The sequence below is a fragment of the Mesorhizobium sp. M1A.T.Ca.IN.004.03.1.1 genome, assembly GCF_003997555.1.
Taxonomy (GTDB): domain Bacteria; phylum Pseudomonadota; class Alphaproteobacteria; order Rhizobiales; family Rhizobiaceae; genus Mesorhizobium.
Genome location: NZ_RZTV01000003.1, coordinates 2282 through 27342 on the forward strand (window position 1 = coordinate 2282; position 25061 = coordinate 27342).

A 25061-nucleotide genomic window follows, 5' to 3' on the forward strand; every position below is an offset into this window, starting at 1 on the left:
GACCGGAGCAACAGGTGCGACTGGAACTACCGGTGCCACTGGAGCAACGGGTGCGACTGGAGCTACCGGAGCTACCGGCTCGACGGGTGCGACCGGAGCCACCGGTGCGACTGGAGCAACGGGCGCGACTGGAGCGACCGGCGCTACGGGTGCCACGGGCTCGACCGGCGCAACCGGTGCGACCGGCGCGACTGGAGCAACGGGCTCGACCGGAGCAACCGGTGCGACCGGAGCCACGGGTGCGACTGGAGCAACTGGCGCGACTGGAGCAACGGGTGCGACAGGTGCGACCGGCGCTACGGGTGCCACGGGCTCGACCGGAGCAACCGGAGCAACAGGTGCGACTGGAACTACCGGTGCCACTGGAGCAACGGGTGCGACTGGAGCTACCGGAGCTACCGGCTCGACGGGTGCGACCGGAGCCACCGGTGCGACTGGAGCAACGGGCGCGACTGGAGCGACCGGCGCTACGGGTGCCACTGGCGCTACCGGCTCAACTGGAGCAACTGGCGCGACCGGAGCGACCGGCGCTACCGGTGCGACCGGAGCAACAGGCGCGACGGGCTCGACGGGTGCGACCGGCGCCACGGGTGCGACCGGCTCGACCGGTGCAACGGGCGCCACCGGCTCGACTGGGGCGACCGGCGCTACCGGAGCTACAGGTGCGACCGGCGCCACGGGTGCCACTGGCGCTACCGGCTCAACTGGAGCAACTGGCGCGACCGGAGCGACCGGCGCTACCGGTGCGACCGGAGCCACAGGTGCCACGGGCTCGACGGGTGCGACCGGAGCCACCGGCTCGACCGGAGCAACGGGTGCTACCGGCGCGACCGGCGCTACCGGAGCTACAGGTGCGACCGGCGCCACGGGTGCCACTGGCGCTACCGGCTCAACTGGAGCAACGGGTGCAACCGGCTCGACCGGAGCGACCGGCGCTACGGGTGCAACCGGCTCGACAGGTGCGACCGGAGCCACCGGTGCGACTGGAGCAACGGGCTCGACCGGAGCAACCGGTGCGACCGGAGCCACCGGTGCGACTGGAGCCACCGGAGCCACCGGTGCGACTGGAGCGACCGGCGCTACGGGTGCCACGGGCTCGACCGGTGCGACCGGAGCTACCGGCTCGACTGGAGCTACCGGAGCAACTGGCTCGACTGGGGCGACTGGAGCAACGGGTGCGACCGGCGCCACCGGCTCGACCGGAGCGACAGGTGCAACCGGAGCAACGGGTGCTACCGGCGCAACGGGTGCCACAGGCTCGACCGGAGCGACCGGAGCGACCGGCGCAACGGGTGCAGCCGGCGCAACCGGCTCGACGGGTGCCACCGGGCCGGGCGGCGCAACGGGCCCGACCGGAGCGACCGGCCCCGGCGGCGAGACCGGTGATCGCGACAAAGGCAACAACGGCCATGGCAATGATCCTGACCACAACGACAGCAGCAATCCTGGGAAGGGACATTCCAACGATGGCACTGATGCCGATGGCTCGCCTGGCCATCGCACCGCCGCGGTCACGGCCAACTCGCTCGGGCTCAAGGACACGACGCAGTTCCTGCAATCCGGCTCGACCGACAGTGATGCCGTCAGCCATGCGTCGTTCCGTCAGCTTGTCAGCCAGGCCGCCGGTTCGGTGACGACCGACCTCCTGAATGTTCTCAACACGATCAGGGGATTTGGTCAGAACCAGAACAAGCCGTTGGGTGCAAGCACCGACCTGACCTCGGATCAGAACAAGCAGGGTGCCGGCTTCGCCAACAGCGACGACACGGTGAAGAAGGCGCTGAAGGACATTCTGAAGCCGCATGACTGAGCATGAGTGAAGAGGAATGGCGACCGGACAGACGACGATAGAAGCCGGTCCAAAGCTGAGAAGCGGGCGCGCGGGCTTTGCCGAAGGGCAGGGCCCGCGCGTTCGGCCTTTCCGAGTGGTTAAGGGGCTCGCGCGACCGACCGCCGTGGAGTATCATCAGCGCCACCAGAGATTCCGGCGGGACTGGTCCGCCGCGGGCAATGTCGAACCACCGCCTGCCTACCCGAAGGCGAGTCCATGGTGAACGTTCCTGGGAGTGCTGAAATCCAGCCTGTGGAGCTGCGCGCCGGGACCGCGGCCGACCCGACCGGCATGCCCGGCGGCACCAGCGAAATGGGGCGGAGTCCCGGTGGCCCCGCCGAGTTCGACCAGGTCGGGCCGCGCCTCAAGGCGATGCTCCGGGTCGCGCGCTATCACGGTATCGAGCTCGATCCGAACGAATTCAGGGCAGCGAGCGCAGGCCCGTTTCCAAGCGCTACCGACCTGTCGGAATGGGCGCAGAACGGCGGCATGTGGTCCCGCGCAGTGCGTGTTCGCTGGTCACACCTGTTGCGCTTTCAAGATACCGGACCAGTCGTTCTCTTGTTCAGCGATGGCGGCGCCGGTCTCCTCACCGGGGCGAGTGCCGAGCGCAACGTGGTCTTCCTCAAAAGTCCGGAAGCGCCCGACGATGGTCCATCCACCGCTGTCGACGAGTTGCGCCTGTCGCAGGTGTGGACGGGCGAGGCGGTGCTGCTGCGAAACGCGCGATCCTATGTTGCCGCGGATGCGCCTTTCACCCTTCGCTGGATCGCCGAACTGGTGCGGCACGAAAGCCGGCCGCTTCGCGACGTGGCCATCGCCTCCTTCACACTCAGCGTTCTGACGATTTTGCCGCCGCTCATCGTCATGACGGTGGTCAACAAGGTATTGCAGTTCAACAGTGTCTCGACGCTGTTACTCTTGTCGGCCATAGTCGCTGTCGTCTTCGCATACGAGACGCTCCTGGGCCACGCGCGGCGACTGATCATCAACGTCGTCGGAGCCCGCCTCGACACCAAGCTGCAGCTGCACGTTTTCAGCCGCCTCTTGCGTCTGCCGCTCGACTATTTCGAGCGCCACCCCGCCGGCGAGACAATGTACCACCTCGCGCAGGTCTATCGAATCCGCGAGTTTCTGACAGGCAAACTGCTCAGCACGTTCCTGGACCTGATCACCCTGTGCGTGCTGCTGCCGGTGATGTTCTATATCAACGTGACGCTTGCCTGGATCGTCGTTGCGTGCGCAGCGGTGATCATGCTGATCATCCTTGCCTTCCTGAAGCCGCTGCGCCGAAGGTACCAGCTGGTGATCGAGGCCGAGACCTGGAAGTCGGCGGCGCTGGGCGAAACCGTTGTCGGCATTAAGACCGTGAAGGCGCTTGGTCTCGAGCCGCAACGCAAGGCGCTTTGGGACGAGCAGGTGGCGGAGGCGGGAAGCGCGCGCCTCTCCTTCGGGCAGTTCGCCAGCTGGCCGCAGACCCTGGTTACGCCCATTGAACGCGTAATGGTGCTCGGCACCATGCTGATCGGCGCCTATCTCGCGATGAACGACAGTTCCGGCTATATGGTCGGCGGTCTGTTCGCCTTCATGATGATCTCCCAACGCGTCGCGCAACCGCTGGTCGGATTGGTGCGGCTGATCGAAGACTACGAGGAGGTGGGAGCGGCGATCGGCGAGGCGGCATCCGTCCTTAACCGGCCGTTGGAGACGAGTTCGAACTCCCTCGGTCTGCGGCCAAGGCTCCTCGGCGAAGTTACGTTCAGCGATCTGACGTTCAGCTACATCGGTACCAAGACGCCCGCCCTCGACCGGGTCAGCTTCCACATTCCGGCTGGGACCATGTTCGGCATTGTCGGGCGGAGCGGGTCGGGAAAATCGACCATCGCGCGGCTGCTGCAGGGGATCAACCGGGATTACAGCGGGTTCCTGAAGCTGGACGGCGTCGACCTCAAGGAAATCAACCTGCGTCATCTTCGCCAGGGGCTCGGCGTGGTCCTCCAGGACAATTTCCTGTTCCGCGGGTCGATCCGTGACAACATCATCGCCGGCCGCGCAGGCTTGACGCTGTCCGATGCCATGCGTGCCGCGCATCTCGCCGGCGCGGAAGAATTTATCGAACGCATGCCGAACGGATACGATACCTACATCGAGGAAGGTTCGCCCAACCTGTCGGGCGGTCAAAAGCAACGGCTGGCGATCGCGCGCGCCCTCATCCACGATCCGACCATCCTCATTCTCGACGAGGCCACCAGTGCTCTCGACCCGGAAAGCGAAGCGGTCGTCAGTGCCAATCTCATGCGTATCGCCAGCGGGCGCACCATGATCATCGTCTCGCATCGGCTGTCCTCGCTCACCGACTGCGACCAGATCCTGGTCATGGAGCAGGGCAAGGTTCTCGACGTCGCTTCGCACACCGTCCTGCTCGAACGATGCGGGCTCTATCGCCAGCTGTGGTCGCAGCAGAACCGACATTTGGACAATCGCGGCGGTCGGCCGGCGGCCGTACCGCCGCGATTGGTTTGACGATGTCGTGCCGCAGCGGGATCGAGATTGAAATGGTCGTCTCGCCAAGCATGACTTCGACACGAGGACTGGTAAGCCATGAGTAGCACCTCGCTCACCGTCCGCCAGGCTCGCTGGCGCCGAGCGAAAGCGAACGATCCGACGACGCCGGCCATACTCGAGTTCCAATGGCCGTCGACTGCCGTCTCCAATGCGCCGATTCCTCGGTCGGCGCGCGGCATCGTATGGATGATTTCGAGCCTCGTGATCGTCTTGATCACCGTGGCCGGACTGATCCCGGTCGACCAGGTCGTGACGACGAGGGGGCTCGTGGTTTCACAATCGCCCAACATCATCGTGCAGCCGCTGGAGACGGCGATTGTCCGCTCGATCGAAGTGCGCGAAGGACAGCATGTGCAGGCCGGCCAATTGCTTGCGCGCCTCGATTCGACCTTCGCCTCGGCAGACCTGCAGGCCTTGGCCATGCAGGTCTCTACGCTTGAGGCCGAAGTGGCACGGTTGAAGGCGGAGGCCGACGGCAAGGAGTTCAACTATGACGGCCTCGACCCCAGCTGGACCCTGCAGGCCTCGATCTTCGAGCGCCGCAAGGCGGTCTACGAGGCTAAGCTGGAGAATTTCGATCGGCAAAGCGATGAACTCACTTCCGTGATCTCGCGCGCGCAATCTGATGCCGCTGGCTACCGGCAGCGGCTCTCCGTCGCGGCATCGATAGAACAGATGCGCAAGCAGCTGGAAGAAAGGCAAGTCGGGAGCCGCCTCAATACCCTGCTGGCCGAGGACAATTCGGCCGAAATGTCGCGCGCGCTCGGCAACGCCGTGCAGACGGCGGAAGCTGCCAGGCGCCAGCAGGCTGCGGTAGCCGCCGACCGCGCCGGCTACATTCAAGGCTGGCGCGCGGAAGTCTCGCAAGGTTTGTCGGAGGCGAGCTCTCGCATGTCCGACGCGCGCGAGCTCTTCAACAAGGCAAAGCTGCGCAAGCAACTGGTCGAGCTGAAAAGCGAAGGAGATGCCATTGTCCAGTCCGTGGCAAAGGTGTCGGTCGGCTCGGTCCTGCAGTCGGGCGAGCGCCTGATCACGCTGGTGCCCGCCAAGGCGCCGCTCGAGATCGAGACAAATGTCGTCGGCCGAAGCAGTGGCTTCGTCCATGTCGGCGATCCTGTCGTCATCAAGTTCGATACCTTCCCCTATTCGCAATACGGCCTCGCTCACGGCACCGTGCGCACGCTCAGTCCGGATTCCTTCTCCGCTCAGGAGCAAGCCCGCGATCCAGACAGTTCGCTGGCAATGCTGCCCTCGAACACAGAACCGTTCTATCGGACGCGCATTTCCATCGATCAGGTCGCGCTGCATGACGTACCCGCCGGGTTTGCCCTCACCCCCGGCATGCCGGTGACCGCCGACGTTCAGGTCGGCCGGCGCACGGTGCTCAAATACATGCTTGGGGTGATGCTCCCGATCGGTCAGGAAGCGATGCGCGAGCCGTAGTCTGCAGCTCAAGAGGAACCGGAGCAGCCAGAGGCTGACATCGATGACAATCCTGGATCGCCTGACTGGCTTAGCTAGCCCATCCGTAGCATTGCGCAGGGCGATCCAGCTTGTTGAAAATGGCAAGCCCACCGAGGCCTTTCCGCTCTTCGCCACGGCTGCGCGTGCGGGCATAGGCCAGGCCGAGTATCGGGTCGCGCGTTGCTATCTCGAAGGTTCCGGCGTGCCGCCCAGCCGGGCAGAGGGGACGCGCTGGCTGCGGCGAGCAGCGGATCACGGGAGCGCTGATGCGCAGGCGCTTCTCGCCGCACTCTACGTGACCGGGATGGCGACAGCCGAGGCTGACAAGGGCTCCGAGTCGGAACGCCTGTTCTTCGAGGACACCACGAGCGAGCCAGACTTTGCGTCAGCGCTCGACCTTGCCACGAAGGCGGCCGAGGCGGGCTCCGCCACCGGCCAGGCACTCCTCGGCTACATCCTGACCAGCGGTCCCGAACCAATGCGCGATGCGGATGCTGCCTGTAAGTGGTACGAGCGGTCGGCCGCGGCCGGCTGCGCCGAAGGAAGCCTTGGTTTTGCCCTGGCGCTGGCACGGCGGGGTCTGTCGGCAGACCGGTCCAGGATTGCCGATGAGGTCCGGCGGGCGGCGGACGCTGGCTTGCCGACGGCAATCTATCTTCTCGCGATCCTGACCGAACATGGCCTGGGTGTCGCAGGCGACATTGCGGGTGCGGCGCGATTATACCAGTCAGCTGCGGAGAAAGGGCTTCCTGCGGCCCAATTCCGATTGGGTCTGGCGCTTGTCGACGGGAGCCTCGGCGATCAGGATCCTGTGACCGGAGAGGCCTGGATACGGCGTGCGGCATTGGCGGGCAATTTCGAGGCGGCGAATCTTCTCGGCGATCGTAACGTGAAGAGCCGGCCGCCGGACTTTTCAGAGGCGGCAATTTGGTATCGTCGTGCGGCCGAGGGGGGTCACCAGGCCGCCGCTCGCGCGCTGGCCTCTCTCTACCTGACGGGAAACGGTGTCGCCAGGGACGAGCAAGAGGGGGCGCATTGGCTGCGCACCGCCGCAAGCAGCGGGAACCGGGCAGCGCAAGTCGATCTGGCCAATCTTGTTCTTCAGGGAGCCGGCGAGCCGGACGATATCACGAGCGTAGCGGGGTGGTTCGAGGCGGCCGCATTATCGGGCGACCTTATCGCCGCCTTCAATCTCGGGCTGTGTTTCGCCAAAGGCGTCGGCGTGCACCAGGATGAAACTCGCGCCGCGCAATGGCTGAGGCGCGCAGCTGAAGGCGTGGCTGAGGCTCAGTACATGTATGCGCGCATTCTCAGGGACGGGCGCGGCGTGGCTGCCGACGCGCAACAGGCTCGTGCCTGGTTTGCCCAAGCGGCCGAAGGCGGCATGCTCGATGCGCAAGTGGCACTTGCTGAGATGCTGCTCAATGGCAGCGGAGGCAAACGCTCTCCCGAAGCCGCAATACAGCTGTTCCGACGGGCTGCTGCCGACGGACATGCCGGCGCAATGTTTGCTCTCGGCGCGCTGCAGAGCTCCGGCGAGGGACTGCCGGTCGATCACGTGGCGGCGCAGAAATGGTTTGCGGCCGCGGCCGAGCGTGGGCACGGGCAGGCCCAACTGATGCTCGGCCGATATTTCTCGAAGGGCCTAGCCGGAGAGCACTACCCGGCAGTCGGCCGCCTTTGGCTCGAGCGAGCGGCGGCGCAAGGTCTTGAGGAAGCGGCCGACGAACTTTCCGAATTGGCCGGCTGAGGCATTCACTGCCAAGGCTTAGCACCGGCATCGGTCGCGCCCGACTACTGCGCGCCGGGCGTCCACTCAGGCAGCGGCGCAAGGCTGTGGTTGAACTGTTTCCACCACATAGACTTATCTATCTCGCAGCAGGCGACAAGCAGGGCGTGCGCCTTCTCGAAAGCCTGGGTAGCGATTTCATCAAAGGTCATCTGCGCGTCGTACGGGACTGACACCACCAGTTCCTGACCGGTTTGTGTGCCGCCTTCGTCGACCTGAAGATAAAGCCAAACGACGAAATGCGCGCCCTGGCCACTCGCGTCGGCGTTGCCGATCTTGATGCGGTCGATGCCTGCTGCAGTGACTTTCATGCCGAAGTCCTTCATTTTGGGATTCATGGAATTCCAGAAGTTCGCAGCAATCAGAAAGGTTCCGGGACCGCTGTTCCTATGGTGAAGCATTGATAAAGAGGTACCACCTGGCTGCCGGGCGGGGGCGCAAGCGGCCACGCGCGCACAACCTCGGTCCGAACCCTGGACGTCCGATCGTCGCCGTCTTGCCCTACTGACGGTGCCATGTGATGGTTTTATATAACCTATTGATTTAATTGAATAAGCTTAGGCCCGGATGCCTCTATGCAGCAGCATCGCAACGTTGCCTTTTGACGGCGGAGCCCAGGAACGCTCCGTTGCCAGCAAACCTTCGCGCGTCGGCCCGTCGACCGATCAACCGCGCGCCGAAGGGCTGTTCATTGCAACGCACTGGGATGGCGCGCGTTTTATTGATTGGCAGGGCGGTGACCAATGTGAGCGCCGCTTCATAGGCTGACAAGTCGGAGGCGATTAGGTGGCTAAGTTCAAAGAAGCCCTTGAGCGCGGCAAGAAAGCTCCTCGCCAGCAAAAGGAGGATGCGAACGCCACGGTGCCGGATTTCGGCACCCAAGCCAGGGCCTGGCTGGACGATGTCGTTGTTGCGTCGTTGGTAGCGGCCAAGGCAGAGGTGTCGGGCGAGATGACCATCGACATAGACACCGTTCCGCGGGGCCGTGACAAAGCGCTGACGCCCTCTGTTCGGTTTCGAATCTACCGAAAGCCGGAAGTGAAAAACACCGCCGGAAGGGTATTCACCGTCAACGTTCACGTCAGTGGGGAGGTGTCGGTTTCGTCACCCGGTATGGTCGCCGAGGATGTTGGAAATATAGGGAACAGGTCCGGCGAGAGGTTTCGCAATTTGGTTGTCAAGCTGATCGAAGACGCCGCTAGGGACATGAGCTAGCCCGACTGTCATGCTCGATTGGTCGACCCGGCCGAGGAGATCCCCACCTCAGCTCGGCCTTCTGGTCGTCAGGCAGAAAATCTTTCACCGTCAAGCGTGATCTCGATAGTGACGCCGGCCGGGTCCCAGTTTCGCTCGACTCGGCCCAACTGGCTCGCGGCGACGCGGACCAGGCGGCTCCCGAAACCTTCTTCTTCGGTTGCGACAGGAGGTGGTCCCCCAACCTCTCGCCATTGAATAAGCACCTTGCCGTCCCGATTGGCGCAAGTGATCTCTATTGAGCCGGCGGCCGCCGAGAGGCTGCCATGTTTGGCGGCGTTGGTGGCGAATTCGTGCAGCAGGAGGGAAAGTGGCGTGATCATTGCCGCGGGCACGGGAATATCGATGCCGGTGATCGCGAAGCGGGGATGCTCATCGGCCGCATGGCGGTATGGCGCGAGGATCGCGTTCACCAATGTATGCAGGCTCGTGGAGACCTGAGCAGAGCGGCCACCAGACGTGAGCATCGTCAGCGCATGCGCCCGCGCCAAGGCGCCGAGGCGGTCAGACACGATCGAGGCGAGCGCCGCCGGCGTTTCGGCGGCCGAAGCGCTCAGCTTGACGATCGAGCTTGCGATGGCGAAGAGGTTCTTCACACGGTGGTCCATCTCGCCGAGCAGTATCTCCCGCTGCTCTTGCGCGCGCAGCCGCTCGGAGATGCCGCGGGCGATCTTGGAGGCACCGACAATTGCGCCTGACGCGTCCGCGATGGGGGAAACGGTCAAAGAGATGGGAACGATGCTGCCGTCCTTGCGCAGGCGAACGGTCTCGAAATGCTCGACATGCTCTCCATCTCGAATGCGCGCCAGGATCTCCCTGTCCTCGTTCCTGCGATCGGGCGGTATCAGCAACATGAGCGAACGACCGACAATTTCCGCGCGGGGGTAACCGTAGAGCCGCTCGGCGCCACGGTTCCAGTCCGTGACGATGCCGTCGGGATCCGTCGCGATGATCGCGTCATCCGAAGATTCGACAAGCGCGCTCAGCCGCGCCGCAGTGGTTTCCGCCTGGTCCCGTTCGATCGCAAACCCGAGCTGGCGGGCAATGGTCAACGCAAGTTCGCGTTCACGATCGGTGAAGCTATGGGGTGCTGGGTAGTAGACCATGAACTTGCCGATGAGCTCGCGGGAGCTGGCAAGCGGGATAAAGGCGAGCGCTTCGATACCTTCGCCGAGGACTGTTTCGATGAGTTGCTGAGATTCACCGCTGAACCGAATATCCTCGACAAAGATGGGCTTGGCGTCGCGCTGATCGCTTGTCCACGGCGTGTGGCCGTTGACAGCCTTGCGGTATTCTTCAGACAGTGAGCGCCACGCGACGAAGCTCATGACGCCTTGATTGTCAAATTTCAGGATCGAGGCGCGCGACGAACCGAGGGCGTCGCATATGGCATCCAGGGCCGCATCGTAGATCTCGACGAGGCCATGGGCGCGGTAAAGTCGGTCGGTGAGGCGAAAGAGGACGGTTTGCTCGCGGGCAATATCGCCGTCGGCTTGCTCACGCTGGCCGCGCCCTGTGGCCGTAACACTCATAGCCCCTTGCTGCATCGAGTCCTTGACCCAACCGCCTAACGCAGCACCGCGTCGATCGCCCCCTTCGACCGCCGGGTACGATCCCCGACCATGCTCGACAATATGCGCTTTGCGCGGTTTCGCAATAGGACTTGTCAGGTTGCGGCGCGGCGGCTGGTGTCGCCGACGAGCCGCGAGCGGCGCCCGTCTAGCGGCTTGAGCCAAATGGCAATTCGCGATCCCAAATCAGGTGCCTACCAGGCCGCGCCGTACTCCGACGCTCGCGGCATATAAAGCTTCCGCGGCCGGCCCAAACGGAAGCCTCGCGCGCAGACTGGCGCCTCAGCGCCTTTGCTTGGCAATCCTGCCGGCGATCGCCGCGCCCTGGATGCGCGCATTGGCGAAGCAGCCGCGAATGCTCGGCCGCATGCCGGTGAACCAGAGGCCGGGCAGTTTCGGGTCGTTCGCCGGGCCGTTGAACAGCGGCACTCCCTTGGCATCGAGCACGCCGAGCCTGCCCACCATCGCCTCCAGCCCGGTGCGGTAGCCGGTGGCGGCAATGACGATGTCAGGCGCGATCGACTGGCCGCTTTCGAGAACGACGCCGTCGTGCCTGAATTCCTTGACCTGCGGCACGACAATGATGCGGCCGGCCTTGATCGCGTCGACCGCACCGTCATCGGCGGCGATCGCCGTATAGTCCGAGCCGAGGCGGCTGGCGCCGCCCGACGGGGCGGGGGGCAGGCCGTACTTCCCGAGATCGCCGAAGACCAGCCGCTGCGTCGCCGCCATCACCGCATCGGCGAGCCGGGCAGGCAGTCTCGCCATGACGGGCGAGAAACGATGCACGGCGATCTTGCCGATGCGCTTGGGCAGCAGCGACGGCCCGTTGCGCGCCGAGAGCCACATCTGCCCGGTCTCGACCCCGGAAAGATGGTTGAGCGCGTCGAAGCCGGAATTGCCGGCGCCGACCACCAGCACTTTTGTCCCAGCATAGTCGCTCGCCCGGCCGAAATGCGCCGAATGGACGATCTTGCCCGAAAAATCCTTCATGCCTTTCCAGGCCGGGATGAAGGGTTGTCGGTCGCGCCCGGTGGCGATCACCACGTGGCGCGCCGCTCGCGGTCCCGTGCTGGTCTTCAGCAGCCAGTGATCGCCGCGGAAATCGATTTCCTCGACGACGACGCCGAAGGCGATCGGCAGCCGGTGCGTCTGGGCAAAGTCGTTGAACAGGCGGATCACCGCGCTGCGGTGCGGAAAGGCGGGCGTGCCTTGCGGAAATGAAACGCCGGGCAGCGTTGAGAGGTCGCGATGCGTGTTGAGATGCAGGTTCTCATGTCGGTGGTGCCAGGGCTCGGCCAGCCGCTCCTCGCGCTCGAGGATTTCGGTGGCGATCCCGGTCTCGATCATGGCGTAGGCCGCCGCCAATCCGGCCGCGCCGGCGCCGATCACGATCGCGCCTTCGAGGATCGCCGGCTCGCCGGTCCAATCCGACGAGATTTCCGCTTCCATGCCCATTCTTGTCTTTATCGCCGTCATGGCTCTCACGTGCCACGGCCATGTATCCGACATATGCCGCTGACGAGGCAATGGGAATAGGCCGTGGTTGCAAAGAGCCCGGCATTGTGTCGCGGATAGGGAGATTATCCGTTGGCGGGGTCGGCGTGGCGATGCACAAGCTTGAACGCGCCGTCCTCCAGCCGGAACACTTCCGTCACCCGCAAGGTCATCTCGGCCGGCTGTCCGTTCTTGCCCATGCGCGCCTTCGCATGCTGCAGTCCAGTCCAGAAGGCGAGATCGCCGCTCGCGGAGGCCTGCAGCACCTCGATGTCGGTGCTGCCGCCTTGGTGGAAGCTGGCGGCGTCGCGCTCGTATCGGCCGGCAACGGCATCGGCGCCTTCGAGATGGTCGCCGCGCGGCGAAAAGAAGGTGGCCGGCTCGCTATGCGTCACGATTGCCTTTAGCGATGTAGCATTGCCGTTGACATAATCCTCGGCGATCTTCTCGCGGTGCTTCATGAAGGCGTCGAAGGACGAGCCGCCCGGCCGCACGGTTCTGATCCACGTCTCCAGCGCCTCGATGAAACCTTTCAGGAGGGCGGCCGTGCCGCTGTTCTTAATCGCGCCGCTGTCGTCGAGCAACTCGGCGACATTTCCGATATAGGCCTCCGGCTGCTGCATCACCGGCATGTCAAGGAAGACAAAGCTCTGCCTGAGCGCCTGGTTGGAACCGAAGGCGCCGATCTTGCCTGGGCTCACGCTGACGACGCCGGCGGGCAGGCCTTTGAAGACGCTCTTGCCCGAGGGGCGTGAGCCGACGTCGAGGGCGTTCTTCAGGCAGCCCGGGATCGAACGGTTGTATTCCGGCGTGACGAACAGCACCGCGTCGCATTCCCCGATGGCGGCGCGGAACGCCGACCAGGCGGCAGGCGGCGTCTCGCCCTCGAGATCCTGATTATACAAAGGCAGCTCGCCGATCTCGATGAAGCGGCAGCGCAGCGAATCCGGTGCGCGGGCCGCCAGCGCCTTGGCGATCTTGCGGCTGTAGGATTGGGCCCGCAGACTGCCGACAAGCACGGCCAGCTGCAGGACGGGATGTTCGGTTGTCATGGTCATGGCGGACTGTCCAGGCTTGTTGAGGGCATGGCGACGCGAGGCGGACATAACGAAGGCCCCGCAACCTTGGACCTTTGGCCGGAGCGGCTGTGCTGTTCGCCTCTCTTTTCGGTTAATGTCCGGGCTGGCGCGAGATTCCGACCTCCGCTGGCCAAGCCGTGGCTGCGTATGGCCTTGCCGCCGGCGCCGTTGCACAGTATTGACGGGCTGGTGCGCGGTCTGAGGTCCAGTCCGGCCTGTCGGGCGCGCGGCTTAATGATTGCCCGGTCTTCGGGCGGCAAAGAGGTGGCCATGTCCGCGCGCATTTTCAGCCCAGCCAAAACCGCGATGCAGTCCGGCAAGGCCAAGACCGGCCACTGGGTGCTGGAATTCGATCCAGCCCAGCGCAAGAAGATCGATCCGCTGATGGGTTACACCTCGTCCGGCGATATGCTGAGCCAGGTGCGGCTCACCTTCGATACCAGAGAAGAGGCGGTCGCCTATGCCGAGAAGCAGGGCATTGCCTATCGTGTCGAGGAGCCGAAGGAGCCGAAGCGCCGGCAGATTTCCTATTCGGACAATTTCCGCTATGACCGCAGGACGCCTTGGACCCATTGACAATTCCAGGAAAAGTGCACAGCGGTTTTCCGTCCGGAATTGCGTAACAAAAATCGGAGCGGATCATCCTTTTAGATCGATCCGCGTACTCGCATCAGCCGGCTCCGGCCGGCCAGCGGTCCCGTAGCTCAGCTGGATAGAGCACCGGCCTTCTAAGCCGATGGTCGCAGGTTCGAATCCTGCCGGGATCGCCATTCGCACAAGGTTCCGATTGGTCTATCGGCCTGGAAGCTCATCTCTCAAAGAATTGATGAAGTCGAGGTCCACGAAAACCCTTTCTTCGTCGGCATCTCTCGAACGCGGCGATCGGCGGCCAGTACGCGCTGCGCGTCTGCCTCGTTAACCACCGAGCCACCGATGACGACGTGGAAGCGATCGTGACCGAGGCAATCGCCGCCGCCGAAGAGCTGAACACCTGATTCCTGAAGTTGGCCGCGAGCACCTGACCAGATCGGTCGTCAAAAATCATCGGCAATTTGGCCCGAGGAGCCGCCTAGGTAGGTATCCCAAATATAATTTCGAAGATTTTTGCGATGGTCAAAGGACCGGTAATACTTCGTATCCTTGTCCGCATATGCAGAACCACCGATATGGAGGAACGCGCCGTCCAAAAGTTCATGAAGCCCGAGTGTTCCGGAAAGTTCAATTGGTTCTTGCTCTCGTCTCGCTACCTCTATACTGGCTTCGCCGAGCTTCGAATAAAGAATCGACCAATTCGCACCGCCTGTGTCCAATCCGATATCCATGCGCGGCTCAAAATTCAATTTTAGCCCATCGACCGCGGCGAAGCGATAGAAGCAGAAACCAGCCCAAAGGTTCCATTGGTGGTCGTCCTTCCTTGATTTGTAAATGAAATTCTCCGTGGGACGAACCTTCAAGCCGTAGACGGCCTTGCCGGCCAAGCTGTCAGGGATACTGAAGGCAAACACCGGGAAGCAGTCGTGATCAATGAAGCCAAACAGTTCTGGCCGTAGGTGGCTGACTACATTGTGGAATGTCCACGTAATCGCAGTTCCGTGCGACCTTGACCAATGCTTTTCGCGACGATTTGGCAATCCGAAATAGGGTACTTTTCGGATTGCGCAAATGCGCGCGATCTGTGCTCTCGCATCGTCCTTGGTCGAATTATCGATAACGACCAAGTCCATGCCTGGCCGATACGTCTCCCAGGCTTTCGTCAGGGCATCAATGACCCATGGCGTGTTGAAAGCGATAGTGAAGCAAACCCGTGTTGTGCCGATATCCTGAAGTTCCTTGGCAAAGGACCTACCGGCGACGCGCCCTCGATATTGAAAAATCTTATAAAAAATCCGGTTCCGAGCGGCTTTCACTGCTATTGTGAAGCGGCCTTTGTTTATAGCGTCGACAAGAAATTTGAATCCCATTGCGGCGACATAGCTCAGCAGCTGGCATCCTTTCAAGGCCCTTAAACCGCGCTGTCTGGGGAGATCGTCCCGCCGCCCAATCAGAGTTCAGATTGCCTAGGCTCCGCGTTCGCGCTAGGCGGAAAATTCTCGCCAAAGATACTTAATCTATCGGCGACTGCGCCGGAACAAAGTGGCGGGAAATGAAAGTATCTATTGACCCAGTCAACGCGTCCGCCTCGGATTTGATCTTGTCATCATCCCAATCCCACCAGCAAATTGTCAGTAGTTTCTCCACTATTTCTTTGGGGAAGCGATACCGAATGATTCCGGCTGGAACGCCGCCAACGATCGCATAAGGCGGGACGTCCTTTGTGACTACAGCATTCGTCCCAATGACCGCGCCGTGGCCAATGCTCACTCCTGAGATGATAACCGCACCGTGGCAGATCCACACATCGTGGCCGATGATGACGCCGCGCTTTCTGCCACCATTTTGAACGGGCTCTGGCCTCTTCAGGAGGTTGATATTGATCGGATAAGACGTGGCGGAGTTGGTCGAGTGCTGCCCGTCGCACATAATCGTCACATTTCCGGCAATCGAGCAAAATGAACCAACTGTAAGCGGTGCGTCTTTGGATGGCAGCAATACCGTGTGCTTAGCCAGTCCATATGTATGTCGCCCGACGCTGACGCCTGACGGAAGCTTGTATCGCGGCCCCAGAAAGCTCTTCTCTCGCAGCCAATTCGTCAGCCTGGACATGACTGCCCTATACACGGTTATATCGCCCAAGCCCAAGGCATAAAATTACGTCTCCCCCTGGACGGAGAGTAACCTCCCGTTCACCGCGACCCGGCCTGGGCGATGAACGCGCGGTCCGGCAGTCTACGTGAACGGATTCGCCGCCGTGCCGCTACGTCGGCCAATTTTTGCTGCGCAAGCGGCCGAGGGCGCGATGGCGGTTCAGTTTCCGGAAGTTCTCAGCCGGTTCGGCTAATCCAAGCGTCGAGCCTGTCGAGCGCCGCTGGGGGCAAGTGCCAAACGGTTCCTTAAGCGCGAAATGGAAAATGCCGAGAGCTGTTCAGCCTTCTTTTCAAGCTGACCAGCTCTAGCCGTCAACGCTGTGTCCGGAAAACTGCCGGCGGTATTTCTTCCAGCGCCACTCTAGACGTTTGTACCAGAGCGGTCGCCCTCGGTTTGGCGAAATCGAGGTTTTGAACCGGCCGTTCTGACTCCCTTGTTCGACGATCGGCCGCTCGAACCAAACGATCTCCGTATTTGTTTCTCGATCGCAGTTGTTGACTGCTAGGTCGATCGGCTTTGTGAACTCGTGCTCGCGGAACCAACTCAATCTCGCCTCCGCTGCCGATCGCGTCAAAACATACGAATGGGTGCATCGACTGTGCTTGGCGGGATAGAGTGATTGCCTCCTCCTCAGCATCAACCAGGATGTGTAGTAATTACCGCCGTTTCCCAGTACACGACCGCCTGCCGCTCCGCAGTAAGTTCGCGAATGCAGTCATTCAACCGCGTCACGAAATTGGGAGAAAGGAAAACGTCATCCTCAAAAACGAGGCAGAATTGCTTCTCCGTCCTCAGGAAATCGTCCCAGATGCCGATGTGCTTTCGCGCCAAAGATATTTCAGCTCGCTTCAGCCGAGATTGCCTGTCGGCTTCTGAAAGGTCTGGAACATCGTGGTCGACAAACCAGTCGACTGGCACGCCGCGCTGGGAAAACTCTTTCACGATATGCCGCTCGCGGTCTTCGTACCCGACTTTTACATGGCATATGCGGCTAAAGACATGGTTTGGAAACATACAATTGCGTTAGATCATATCGGCTGGATTGGCCAGAACATTTTTTGTCGACGATCTTACATTGTGCACCGCCTTGGCACAGGCGGGGCCTTTTACCTCCTGTGGAAAGTAACCTGCCGTTGACCAGATCCCGGTGTTCGCTGAATGCAACCCCCAGTCGCTGGAATGAGAGAGCTGAACAACAGGCGCCCCGAAAGTCCAGCGGCCGGCGTTTTCATGTATCCCCGTCAGGATGTCCGCAAGGGCGTGCTGAAAAGTATGCGTCGGTCGCTGCCCCTCACTCGCCGGGATGCCGCGCAACCAATACCGCACAAAATCAAGCCCGCCCCGGCGATGGGAAGCCGGAACGGGCTCGGCTTGGGTCTGGAACCCGTGTAGTCAGGAGACTACGGAGAAGTAACAGGTCGGCGGCTGCAATGTTCCGAAGTTTCTGGCTTACGGGCCGCCGGGAGCAAGTCCTTGGCGGTAATTCGAGACGATCCGGGTGGCGGATTTTTCCGCACGGGATCGCGACACGCTTCAGGCCAGCAGGCCGGCGGCCTTCGCTGCCTTGCGCAGGGTTTTGCGGGCTTCGGTAGGACTTCTCAAGCCGTCGAGCGCGTCGCGGCAGACGCGGCTTGCCGACCGCCAGGCGCGGTCGCGCGCCTGCCTTGGCCAGCGCAGGTCGAGGCATTCGACTGCCTCGAAGCAGCTTGAGACCTTGCGATGTCCGCTTGGTTCGAAATCGATCACGACCGGCTCGGAAAACCAGACGTCGTTCATCACATGCTCCGTTCGTATGTTGGTCTTTTGATAAGCAACGGCGCCGGCAGGCGCCTGTTGGGATGCGGGCCCCGGATGATCGGCGGACCCGCGCATTAACCAAAAACTGCCGTTAAGGTTCCGGAGAATTTTAGAGATCAGCGATGGGCGGCCGGAGTTGGCTCACGCAGCGGATTCATTGCGCCGGCGCGCCGCGCAAAAAACGTGTGACAACGTCACTGGCCGCGCTGTCGCCCGCGGCGAGATCGGAGCCGACAGGCGGATGAACGCGTCAGGCAGCGGTTTTGGCCGGCGGAAGCGTCCGGTCAATTCGCGCATCGGTCGCTCTTCTGCAGAAGACAGGATGCCGCCTTGGGACTATTCGACCAGCACATGCGCTTCGCGGGCTGCGCTGATGAAGGCTTCCCTGGCATTGTCGGCCGGAACGTCGCCGCTCATAGCCCGGCGGCAGGCGCGCAGCGCCGCGCCATGCTTCGCGCTGCCGGCGTCGCGCCATTGGCCCGTCAGCAGTTCCACAGCCTGCTGGGCGTTGGAGATGTGTCGGATCGAGCCTGCCACGCCGACGGCGACTTCGACCGGCCTGGAAAACCATCCCTGGATCATCGCGAAACCCCTGATGCGTTGTGAGCGGATGATAAACGCGCCACCGCGCGGCAAGTTTCATCCCGATATTTCAACAGGATGTGAGCAGCGCGCCGGTAACGGGCGTGGCTGCCGCCTATCTTCCGAGCGGCTTGCGGGACAGTTCGATGAGTTCCGTCTCATCGGTGATGCCGGCCATGTAATTGGCGATGATGCGGGAGGCGCGCGCCTCCTTCTGCTCTTCGGTTTCTCCATCGATGCGGCCGCTCTCGAAGACACGCCCCAACAGCGCCGTCTCGGCGGGCGTGAATGTGTTTCGCGACATGTTGGACACGGGCTTCTTCCTCCAGCTCATGTCCCCCTTGCTCCCCGGCTAAACATTAGCACGGGTTCGGAAACGGGGTGAGTCCTCGGGGAAACGGCGACAACGTGCGTCTTTCGCGGCGCCCGGCCGGTCAGGCTTTCGTCTCGTTGTCTGCCCGACGGCATGCCGGAGATGGGGCCAGCTTCGCTATCTTGCTGAAAGGACGAAGCGCTGATACTCATTAGCAGCGCGGAATTATTCCGAGTCTGCGCCAACTTGCGTCGCGCAACAGCGCGGCGCAGGCTGTCCGAGACCAAGATCCCGACGTGGTGGCAACCGGGTTACGGAGGGTTTTGGTCGAACAAAGAAGCAGGGCAGGTTCCGACTGCGTGTCGGAGCAGGCCCATCAAATGCTCTGGAATTCCGAAGCCATTGCCCCCGTGGCCTCGGAAGAGCATGAACATGGGGAAACCGATGGTGACCAAGAAACTTACCGCCAACGCAGAAAGCGCGGCAGCCTTTCTTGCGGTAATGGGCAACGAGAAGCGTTTGCTCATCATGAACTACCTGGCCGAGGGCGAATTGTCTGTCGGCGCGCTCGCCGACAAGGTCGAACTCAGCCAGTCCGCACTCTCCCAGCATCTGGCCAAACTGCGCAGGTTTGGCCTGGTCGACACCCGCCGCGACCGCCAGATGGTCTATTATTCCTGCAAGTCGTCCGCGGCGCGTGAGCTCCTCGTTCTGCTCGACGGGCTGCTGACCATGGACAGGCCGCTCGCCGGCCCGGCCCGGCAGGCTCTTGTCGAAAGAATGCGGCCGCCGCAGGCCGCTTGAACGGCTCCGACCGCAGGCGAGGGCGAGCAGCCTTCGCCTGCTTCGCCTGCGCGGCGCGCCCTCCGAAGGCGCGATGCAAACAGGATGGCAATGCGCCGGCCGGCATACCTGCCCTGGCGGCACTTTATCATCACTTCATTCGCCGGGACGCGATCCTGGCCAGAATGCTGCTGCCGGGGAAAAAGGTAGCGGCCGGATTTCGTCATGTCGTCACGGGCTGGCCGATCGGGCTCGACTTCTCGCGCTCTTCCCATCACTTTTGATTGAAGGATGCTGCGCCGGCGCGTTCGCGGATGCTCGCAAGGCGATGATATTACGTCTCTTTTCTGCCTCCGCCGCTCGCTCAGGTGGGGCGAAGTTTACGGATTTGTAAATCGCGCGCCGGACTTCGGGTGGCTAGACTTTTGCGCGATCCACACCCCCGGATCACCACGGGCCAGACTTCCACTTTGGCACCGTCAGAGGCTCGCCGCTCCCGGCGGGCCTCTTTCGTTTTGGTGCAAAGTCGCGGTTTTATGGTGCGGCTCGCCGGCGCGTAATCACGCTGCGCACGGCGAGCACCAGCACGGTGATAATGATCAGGATCACCGAAAGGGCTGCGATCGCCGGATCGATGTTGTCGCGCAGTCCCATCCACATCAGGCGCGGCAGCGTGATGGCGTTCACCGAGGTGATGAACAGCGTCACGCCGATCTCTTCCCAGGAGAGCACGAAGGAGAGGAGCGCCGCGGTGACGATGCCGAACTTGATGTTGGGCATGATGATGCGCGTCGCGCGCTCCCACACGCTGGCGCCCAGGCCTCGTGCGGCGAGGTCGATGCGCCGATCGAGCTGGCTGAGGGACACCAGGATCAGAACGGTGGCGAAGGGCACAGTCATGACCGAATGCGCCATCGCGACACCCAGCCAGGTGTCGTAACCGAAGAAGGACGAGATGCCAGAGACCGAGGTGAGCAGGAAATAGAGCGTCACCGCCGAGACCACCGGCGGCACCACCATCGGCAAAAGCACGAAGCCGACCAGGGCGGCGGTGAAGCGCGGCTGGAACATCCACACGCCGAGACTGAAGGTGAGCGCGAGCGCCGTGGAAATCGCGCTGCTGACCACACCGATGCGGATCGAGAGCAGGATGGACTCCAGCCAGCGCGGATCCTCGATCAGCGAACGGTAGTGGCGCAGCGACAGTTCGCCGGTCGGCATGGTCAACATGCGGCTCGGCGTCAGCGACACCGGGATGACGGCGAGCAATGGCATAAGCAGAAACAGCGCCACCAGGACGGCGAGGATGAGCGAGACGGGACCGGGGCGGTAGGTGGGCATCTTGCTACACCAATTGCTTCGGTTTGACGTAGCGGAACAAGAGCGCCATCAGCGCGCCGACGAACACCACCAGCACGACGCTTATTGCCGCGCCCAGCCCCCAGTCCGGGCTCTGGAAGATGCGAAGATAGATGAGTTCGGCGATCATCACGCTGCGGCCGCCGCCGAGGATCGCCGGCGTGACGAAGAAGCCCAGCGAGAAGACGAAAGTGATCATCGCCGAGCCGATAATGCCCGAGCGCGTCATCGGCACGAACACCGTCCAGAAGGTGCGCATGCGGCTGGAGCCAAGCCCGCGCGCCGCGAGCAGCACGCGCTCGTCGAGGCTGCGCATGGCCGAAGCCAGCGGAAACACCGCGAAGGGGATGAGGAAATGCGACATGCCGACGATGACGCCGAACTCGTTGCGCACGAGCGTCAGCGGCTCGGAGATGAAGCCGATCGATTGCAGCCAGGTGTTGATGAGCCCGCGGTTGGACAACAGCGCCACCCAGCCGAAGGCGCGCGTCAGCACCGAGATCCAGAACGGCACCAGGATGCAGAATTCCGCAAGCACGCGCTGCACCGGGCTGCCGCGCACCCAGACGACCGTGATCGCATAGGCGGCGGTGACGGAAACGATGGTGACGATCGCCGCGATGCGCAACGTGCGGACGAATACCGACTGCACCAGCGGATCGCTGACCAGCGCGCCATATTGGCCGAGTCCCGGCGTCGGCAAGGTGAAGCTCCACTTCACCACGCCGAGGAAAGGCCAGGCATAAGCAAGGACCAGGAACAGGAGCAGCGGCGCCATCAACAGCGCCGCGCCCGTCCTGTCGGAGAGGGTGCCCCTCATGTCAGTTCAGCATCTCCGCCCGCTCAAGCCGAGATGATCTTGGTGTATTCGTCGAGCGCCGCGCCGTAGTTCTTGGCGTACCACTCCATGTCGAGCGGGATCTGCTTCTTCATGTTTTCCGGATCGACCGGGTTGATGCGCTTCTTGTCGGCCGGGATCAGCGCGTCGGCCGCCGGGTTGGCCGGGCCCTGGCCGAGCTTCTCGAACATCACCAGTTCCTTCTGCGGATCCTGCGTGCTGGCGATGAACTTCATCGCAGCTTCCTTGCCGCCGGGGTTGTTCTTCAGAACCGCGAGCGCGCCGGGCGAGATCAGGCCCTGGTCCCAGATGAACTTGATCTGGCCGCCCGAGTCCTGCTCGATCAGCGAGGCGCGCGTCGACCAGACGATCGCCATGGAAGCCTCGCCGTTGAGCAGCACGCTCTGGCTTTCGGCGCCGCCGCCCCAATAGGAGACGACGTTTTCCTTGAAGGCGGCGATCTTGTCATGCGCTCGCTTGAGGTCGAGCGGATAGAGCGAGGCGGGTGCCACGCCGTCGGCGAGCAGGGCGGCTTCCCAGCTCGACACACCCCATTTGTAGAGCGAGCGCTTGCCGGGGAATTTCTTCACGTCGAAAAAGTCGGCCATGCCGGTCGGCGCATTGGAGCCGAACTTCTGCGAGTCGTAGGCGATCACGTAGGAGAAGAAATAGGTCGACGCGGCAAATTCCCAGCCGAAGCCCGGCCGCATCTTGCTCTTATCGACGATCTTGTAGTCGATCGGCTCGAGCATGCCCTGGCCGCCCAGCGTAATGGCCGAGAACGGATCGACGTCGACCAGGTCCCAGGTCGGCGCGCCGCTCTTGAACTGCGCGGCGATCGCGCCCTCGGTCGGGCCCGAGCCGTCCATCTTCACCGGGATGCCGGTATCCTTGGTGAAGGCCTGGCCGTAGGCGGCGTCGTAAGCGGTGATGGCGTCGCCGCCCCAATTCACCAGCACCAGCCCCTTGGTCTCGGCTTGAGCATGGGTCGAGCGCAGCAGCATCGGCGTGCCGGCGAGCACGAGGCCTGCAAGCTGCGCGAATTGCCGGCGCGAGATCTCGCCGCGTTTTGCCCTCTCTGCGAGGGAGTCGATGGTCTGTTTCTTGGTCTCGTTCATGTCAGTTCCCCTTGTTTTAATTGATCTGATCCGGAAACCGACGCGGCGAATTCACGCCGCTTCGGCGCTCATTGTCCTCCGTCCGGCAGGAGGAAGCCCTTTTCCGCCGGCCAGGTCAGCCAGACGGAATTGCCCTTGCTCAACGCTGCCGCCGCCACCTCGTTCGGCACCGAGACGGTGACCTTCGCACCCTGGCGCGTGGTCAGGTCGAGCTTGGTCGCCGCACCCAGATAGGTCGAAGCGACAGCAGTGGCGGCGATGCCGTTTTCGCCGGCCGCTGCCTCCGGCGCGATCGACATGTGTTCCGGCCGGATTGCCAGGATAGCGTCGCCGCGGACCTTTTCTGCTTTGCAGCGCATGTTGACCGCCCGGTCCTCGCAGACACCGGTGGCGCCATTATCGGCGGGCTTGACGCCCTTCACCGGCAGCATGTTGATCTCGCCCAGGAACTCGGCGACGAAGCGGCTGGCCGGCCGGTCGTAGACCTCGTCCGGCCTGCCGACCTGCAAGAGCTTGCCGTGATTGAAGATGGCGACGCGCGAGGAAAGCGCCAGCGCCTCGCTCTGGTCGTGAGTGACGAAGACAAAGGTGGTGCCGGTCTCCTGGTGCAGCCGCTTCATCTCGGCCTGCATCTGGCCGCGCAGGCTCTTGTCCAGCGCCGAGAACGGCTCGTCGAGAAGCAGCACGCCCGGCTCGAACACCAGGGCGCGGGCGAGCGCCACGCGCTGCTGCTGGCCGCCGGAAAGCTGCGCCGGCAATTTCTTCTCGTGGCCTTTGAGACCGACGCGCTCGATCATCTCGCCGACACGGCTTTTGATCTCGGAAGCGGACTTCTTGCGCACCTTGAGCGGAAAGGCGATGTTCTGTTCCACGCTCATATGCGGGAACAAAGCATAGCCCTGGAATACCATGCCGGCGGCGCGCTGTTCGGCCGGCCGGTCGGTAATGTCGGTGCCGTCGCTGAAAAGCCTGCCCTCGCTCGGCTGCACGAAGCCGGCCAAGATCATCAGGAAGGTGGTCTTGCCGGAACCGGATGGCCCAAGCAGCGTCAGGAACTCGCCGCGGCCGATATCGAGCGTGAGATTGTCCAGCGCCCGGAACGAGCCGAAGCTCTTGCCTATCCCGTTCGCCTTGATCTCTGCGGCCCGGCCGGGTTGCTGCATCCTGCCTTCGTCCTCACGCTTGTTTCAAATCGTATGCACGGCGCGCGTTCACCGCAACCGAATAGTTTTCGTCTGTTCGGCAAATTTGATTCACGGATGGGCAGCTGGCGGGAGCGTCTCCCAAACTTGGGCGTTCGGCGGGCTCGCCAACCTTCGCGATTGGCGAAGGCGTTCATGCCGTCGCCATTTCAGGGGCGGAGCAAGGAGCGAAGCGACGCGCGCAGACCCTGGTTGCCATGCCGTGACCTCTGGGAGCTGCAACGGTGCAGAATTCTGATCAAGCGTGCCTTTCGCGATCGCCACGGAATGGATCCTCGGGTCAAGCCCGGGGATGACGACCGGACGGTTGGCACTCCGAGGGACATCCTAAGGCGTGCCGGCGTCCCCGCCTTCAATACTTCGCCAGCCTGCTTTCCAAAAGCTTCGCCCGCAGCCAGTCGCTGAAGGCATTGAGTACCGGGTGGCCCGCCTTGGCATGCTCGAAGACCAGATAGTAGGAGCGCGGCGAGGGCACCGTCGCTTCGAACGGCTTGACCAGCCTGCCCTCGCTCAGCGCCCGGCGGCCGGTCAGCTCGTCTCCCATGGCGATGCCCTGGCCGGCGATTGCCGCCGAGAAGACGAGGTTCATGTCGGAAAAGAAGATGCCGCCTTCGGTGTCGGGATTTTCCACCTTGGACAGCGCCAGCCAGCGCGCCCAGTCCTCGGTATCGCTGAGATGCAGCAGGTTGGCGCGCAGGACGTCGGCGGGCTTGGAAAAGCCGCCCACCTTGTTGAGCAACGTCGGGCTGCAGAGCGGCGTGAAGGAGACCTCGCAAAGCAGCTCCACCGCGCGGTTCGGCCAGTTGCCGACGCCGAAGGCGATGAAGGCGTCGGCCTCCGGATTGCTGACATCGTCGAGCCGCCGCGGCGTCAGCACCGAGAGCGCGACGTCCGGATACATCTGCTGGAACTCGCCGATATGGGTGCATAGGAACATCGAGGCGAAGCCCGGCGGACAGGAGATACCGAAGGAGCCGCCGACGCCGGCGCCGCTGTTCTGCGTCCCCGCGTCGCCGAGCACGGTCAGCGCCTTCCTGACATCGGCGGCGTAGCGCTGGCCGCGCGGCGTCAGCGCCACGCCCTTGCCGATGCGCTGCAAGAGATCGAAGCCGAGGTCGCGTTCGAGCAGCCTCAGCTGATGCGAGACGGCGCTGCGGGTGAGGTGGAGTTCATCGGCCGCGCGCCACACGCTGCCGTGACGAGCAAAACTGTCGAGGGCGCGAAGCGCCTGCGTGGAAGGTATGCGCAAGAGGCCTCAGGTGAACCGAATTTGC

Annotated in this window: 22 protein-coding genes, 1 tRNA gene and 1 pseudogene; 9 read left to right on the plus strand and 15 right to left on the minus strand. The window is 63.0% G+C overall.

Annotated features, from left to right (window positions below; translation table 11 throughout):
• From EOD29_RS37090 to EOD29_RS10145, 4 genes and pseudogenes are all read left to right on the plus strand, one after another.
• Positions 1–1810: pseudogene (locus EOD29_RS37090) on the plus strand (hypothetical protein); the annotation flags it as partial.
• 237 nt (positions 1811–2047) lie between these two features.
• The gene (locus EOD29_RS10135) at positions 2048–4354 is read left to right on the plus strand and encodes a peptidase domain-containing ABC transporter (protein ID WP_127246642.1); all 2307 of its coding nucleotides are present in this window, start codon (positions 2048–2050) and stop codon (positions 4352–4354) included.
• 78 nt (positions 4355–4432) lie between these two features.
• Positions 4433–5839 (plus strand): HlyD family type I secretion periplasmic adaptor subunit, encoded by a 1407-nt coding sequence (locus EOD29_RS10140; protein ID WP_067330634.1) that lies wholly within the window; start codon positions 4433–4435, stop codon positions 5837–5839.
• A gap of 43 nt (positions 5840–5882) precedes the next feature.
• Positions 5883–7610 (plus strand): SEL1-like repeat protein, encoded by a 1728-nt coding sequence (locus EOD29_RS10145; protein ID WP_127246643.1) that lies wholly within the window; start codon positions 5883–5885, stop codon positions 7608–7610.
• A 44-nt stretch (positions 7611–7654) separates the two neighbouring features.
• On the opposite strand, the gene EOD29_RS10150 is transcribed toward EOD29_RS10145, so the two are convergent.
• Positions 7655–7975 carry a hypothetical protein gene (locus tag EOD29_RS10150; RefSeq protein ID WP_127246644.1) on the minus strand — a complete coding sequence of 107 codons (321 nt, stop codon included), beginning with the start codon at positions 7973–7975 and terminating at the stop codon, positions 7655–7657.
• A gap of 460 nt (positions 7976–8435) precedes the next feature.
• Here EOD29_RS10150 and EOD29_RS10155 point away from each other — a divergent pair, with 460 nt between their 5' ends.
• Positions 8436–8864, plus strand: coding sequence for a hypothetical protein (locus EOD29_RS10155; RefSeq protein WP_067330644.1), 429 nt, complete (start codon positions 8436–8438; stop codon positions 8862–8864).
• Between the two features lie 68 nt (positions 8865–8932).
• Here EOD29_RS10155 and EOD29_RS10160 read toward each other — a convergent pair whose 3' ends face one another.
• From EOD29_RS10160 to EOD29_RS37840, 3 genes are all read right to left on the minus strand, one after another.
• Positions 8933–10435, minus strand: a complete 1503-nt coding sequence (locus EOD29_RS10160) for a PAS domain S-box protein (RefSeq protein ID WP_164763728.1) — start codon at positions 10433–10435, stop codon at positions 8933–8935.
• A 321-nt stretch (positions 10436–10756) separates the two neighbouring features.
• Positions 10757–11926, minus strand: a complete 1170-nt coding sequence (locus EOD29_RS10165) for an NAD(P)/FAD-dependent oxidoreductase (protein ID WP_127246978.1) — start codon at positions 11924–11926, stop codon at positions 10757–10759.
• Between the two features lie 131 nt (positions 11927–12057).
• Positions 12058–13029 carry an NAD(P)H-dependent oxidoreductase gene (locus EOD29_RS37840; RefSeq protein ID WP_127246646.1) on the minus strand — a complete coding sequence of 324 codons (972 nt, stop codon included), beginning with the start codon at positions 13027–13029 and terminating at the stop codon, positions 12058–12060.
• A 291-nt stretch (positions 13030–13320) separates the two neighbouring features.
• Between EOD29_RS37840 and EOD29_RS10175 the strand changes: the two genes are divergently transcribed.
• Together EOD29_RS10175 and EOD29_RS10180 are read left to right on the plus strand one after the other, a co-directional pair.
• Complete coding sequence (locus EOD29_RS10175) at positions 13321–13626, plus strand: ETC complex I subunit (protein ID WP_066999298.1); 306 nt, start codon at positions 13321–13323, stop codon at positions 13624–13626.
• A gap of 117 nt (positions 13627–13743) precedes the next feature.
• Positions 13744–13820, plus strand: a tRNA-Arg gene (locus EOD29_RS10180).
• Between the two features lie 264 nt (positions 13821–14084).
• Here the strand turns inward: EOD29_RS10180 and EOD29_RS10185 are convergent.
• The 6 genes from EOD29_RS10185 to EOD29_RS10210 form a co-directional block, all read right to left on the minus strand.
• Complete coding sequence (locus EOD29_RS10185) at positions 14085–15047, minus strand: hypothetical protein (RefSeq protein ID WP_127246647.1); 963 nt, start codon at positions 15045–15047, stop codon at positions 14085–14087.
• Between the two features lie 106 nt (positions 15048–15153).
• The gene (locus EOD29_RS10190) at positions 15154–15639 is read right to left on the minus strand and encodes a CatB-related O-acetyltransferase (protein WP_245475304.1); all 486 of its coding nucleotides are present in this window, start codon (positions 15637–15639) and stop codon (positions 15154–15156) included.
• A gap of 792 nt (positions 15640–16431) precedes the next feature.
• Complete coding sequence (locus tag EOD29_RS10195; RefSeq protein WP_164763729.1) at positions 16432–16737, minus strand: glycosyltransferase family 25 protein; 306 nt, start codon at positions 16735–16737, stop codon at positions 16432–16434.
• Positions 16738–17328: 591 nt separating this feature from the next.
• Positions 17329–17571: a DUF982 domain-containing protein gene (locus tag EOD29_RS10200; RefSeq protein WP_127246649.1), complete on the minus strand. Its 243-nt coding sequence runs from the start codon at positions 17569–17571 to the stop codon at positions 17329–17331.
• A gap of 357 nt (positions 17572–17928) precedes the next feature.
• On the minus strand, positions 17929–18174 hold the full coding sequence (locus EOD29_RS10205) for a DUF982 domain-containing protein (protein ID WP_127246650.1): 246 nt from the start codon (positions 18172–18174) through the stop codon (positions 17929–17931).
• Between the two features lie 115 nt (positions 18175–18289).
• Positions 18290–18508: a hypothetical protein gene (locus EOD29_RS10210; RefSeq protein ID WP_245299680.1), complete on the minus strand. Its 219-nt coding sequence runs from the start codon at positions 18506–18508 to the stop codon at positions 18290–18292.
• Between the two features lie 423 nt (positions 18509–18931).
• On the opposite strand from EOD29_RS10210, the gene EOD29_RS10215 reads away from it, so the two are divergent.
• Both EOD29_RS10215 and EOD29_RS10220 read left to right on the plus strand, forming a co-directional pair.
• Positions 18932–19291, plus strand: coding sequence for a metalloregulator ArsR/SmtB family transcription factor (locus tag EOD29_RS10215; protein ID WP_066999308.1), 360 nt, complete (start codon positions 18932–18934; stop codon positions 19289–19291).
• A complete protein-coding gene (locus tag EOD29_RS10220) occupies positions 19288–19554 on the plus strand; it encodes a hypothetical protein (RefSeq protein ID WP_127246651.1) in 267 nt (88 codons plus the stop codon). Before EOD29_RS10215 ends, EOD29_RS10220 begins: the two co-directional genes overlap by 4 nt.
• Positions 19555–19804: 250 nt before the next feature.
• Here the strand turns inward: EOD29_RS10220 and EOD29_RS10225 are convergent, their stop codons facing one another.
• From EOD29_RS10225 to EOD29_RS10245, 5 genes are all read right to left on the minus strand, one after another.
• Complete coding sequence (locus EOD29_RS10225; RefSeq protein ID WP_127246652.1) at positions 19805–20611, minus strand: ABC transporter permease; 807 nt, start codon at positions 20609–20611, stop codon at positions 19805–19807.
• A 4-nt stretch (positions 20612–20615) separates the two neighbouring features.
• Positions 20616–21449, minus strand: a complete 834-nt coding sequence (locus EOD29_RS10230; RefSeq protein WP_067330676.1) for an ABC transporter permease — start codon at positions 21447–21449, stop codon at positions 20616–20618.
• A 23-nt stretch (positions 21450–21472) separates the two neighbouring features.
• Positions 21473–22585, minus strand: a complete 1113-nt coding sequence (locus EOD29_RS10235; RefSeq protein ID WP_066999254.1) for an ABC transporter substrate-binding protein — start codon at positions 22583–22585, stop codon at positions 21473–21475.
• Positions 22586–22653: 68 nt separating this feature from the next.
• Entirely contained in the window at positions 22654–23748 is a 1095-nt protein-coding gene (locus EOD29_RS10240; protein WP_095801538.1) for an ABC transporter ATP-binding protein, read from the minus strand.
• A gap of 391 nt (positions 23749–24139) precedes the next feature.
• Positions 24140–25036 (minus strand): LysR substrate-binding domain-containing protein, encoded by an 897-nt coding sequence (locus EOD29_RS10245; protein ID WP_066999260.1) that lies wholly within the window; start codon positions 25034–25036, stop codon positions 24140–24142.
• Between the last annotated feature and the right edge of the window lie 25 nt (positions 25037–25061).

Excerpts from the sequence above, each read along its gene's own strand:
- EOD29_RS10225 (WP_127246652.1), bottom strand. The coding sequence starts at position 20,611 with ATGCCCACCTACCGCCCCGGTCCCGTCTCGCTCATCCTCGCCGTCCTG.
- EOD29_RS10230 (WP_067330676.1), bottom strand. The coding sequence starts at position 21,449 with ATGAGGGGCACCCTCTCCGACAGGACGGGCGCGGCGCTGTTGATGGCG.
- EOD29_RS10165 (WP_127246978.1), bottom strand. The coding sequence starts at position 11,926 with ATGGAAGCGGAAATCTCGTCGGATTGGACCGGCGAGCCGGCGATCCTC.
- EOD29_RS10135 (WP_127246642.1), top strand. The coding sequence starts at position 2,048 with ATGGTGAACGTTCCTGGGAGTGCTGAAATCCAGCCTGTGGAGCTGCGC.
- EOD29_RS10140 (WP_067330634.1), top strand. The coding sequence starts at position 4,433 with ATGAGTAGCACCTCGCTCACCGTCCGCCAGGCTCGCTGGCGCCGAGCG.
- EOD29_RS10235 (WP_066999254.1), bottom strand. The coding sequence starts at position 22,585 with ATGAACGAGACCAAGAAACAGACCATCGACTCCCTCGCAGAGAGGGCA.
- EOD29_RS10150 (WP_127246644.1), bottom strand. The coding sequence starts at position 7,975 with ATGAAGGACTTCGGCATGAAAGTCACTGCAGCAGGCATCGACCGCATC.
- EOD29_RS10160 (WP_164763728.1), bottom strand. The coding sequence starts at position 10,435 with ATGAGTGTTACGGCCACAGGGCGCGGCCAGCGTGAGCAAGCCGACGGC.
- EOD29_RS10175 (WP_066999298.1), top strand. The coding sequence starts at position 13,321 with ATGTCCGCGCGCATTTTCAGCCCAGCCAAAACCGCGATGCAGTCCGGC.
- EOD29_RS10145 (WP_127246643.1), top strand. The coding sequence starts at position 5,883 with ATGACAATCCTGGATCGCCTGACTGGCTTAGCTAGCCCATCCGTAGCA.
- EOD29_RS10205 (WP_127246650.1), bottom strand. The coding sequence starts at position 18,174 with ATGATCCAGGGATGGTTTTCCAGGCCGGTCGAAGTCGCCGTCGGCGTG.
- EOD29_RS10215 (WP_066999308.1), top strand. The coding sequence starts at position 18,932 with ATGGTGACCAAGAAACTTACCGCCAACGCAGAAAGCGCGGCAGCCTTT.
- EOD29_RS37840 (WP_127246646.1), bottom strand. The coding sequence starts at position 13,029 with ATGACCATGACAACCGAACATCCCGTCCTGCAGCTGGCCGTGCTTGTC.
- EOD29_RS10210 (WP_245299680.1), bottom strand. The coding sequence starts at position 18,508 with ATGAGCTGGAGGAAGAAGCCCGTGTCCAACATGTCGCGAAACACATTC.
- EOD29_RS10200 (WP_127246649.1), bottom strand. The coding sequence starts at position 17,571 with ATGAACGACGTCTGGTTTTCCGAGCCGGTCGTGATCGATTTCGAACCA.
- EOD29_RS10240 (WP_095801538.1), bottom strand. The coding sequence starts at position 23,748 with ATGCAGCAACCCGGCCGGGCCGCAGAGATCAAGGCGAACGGGATAGGC.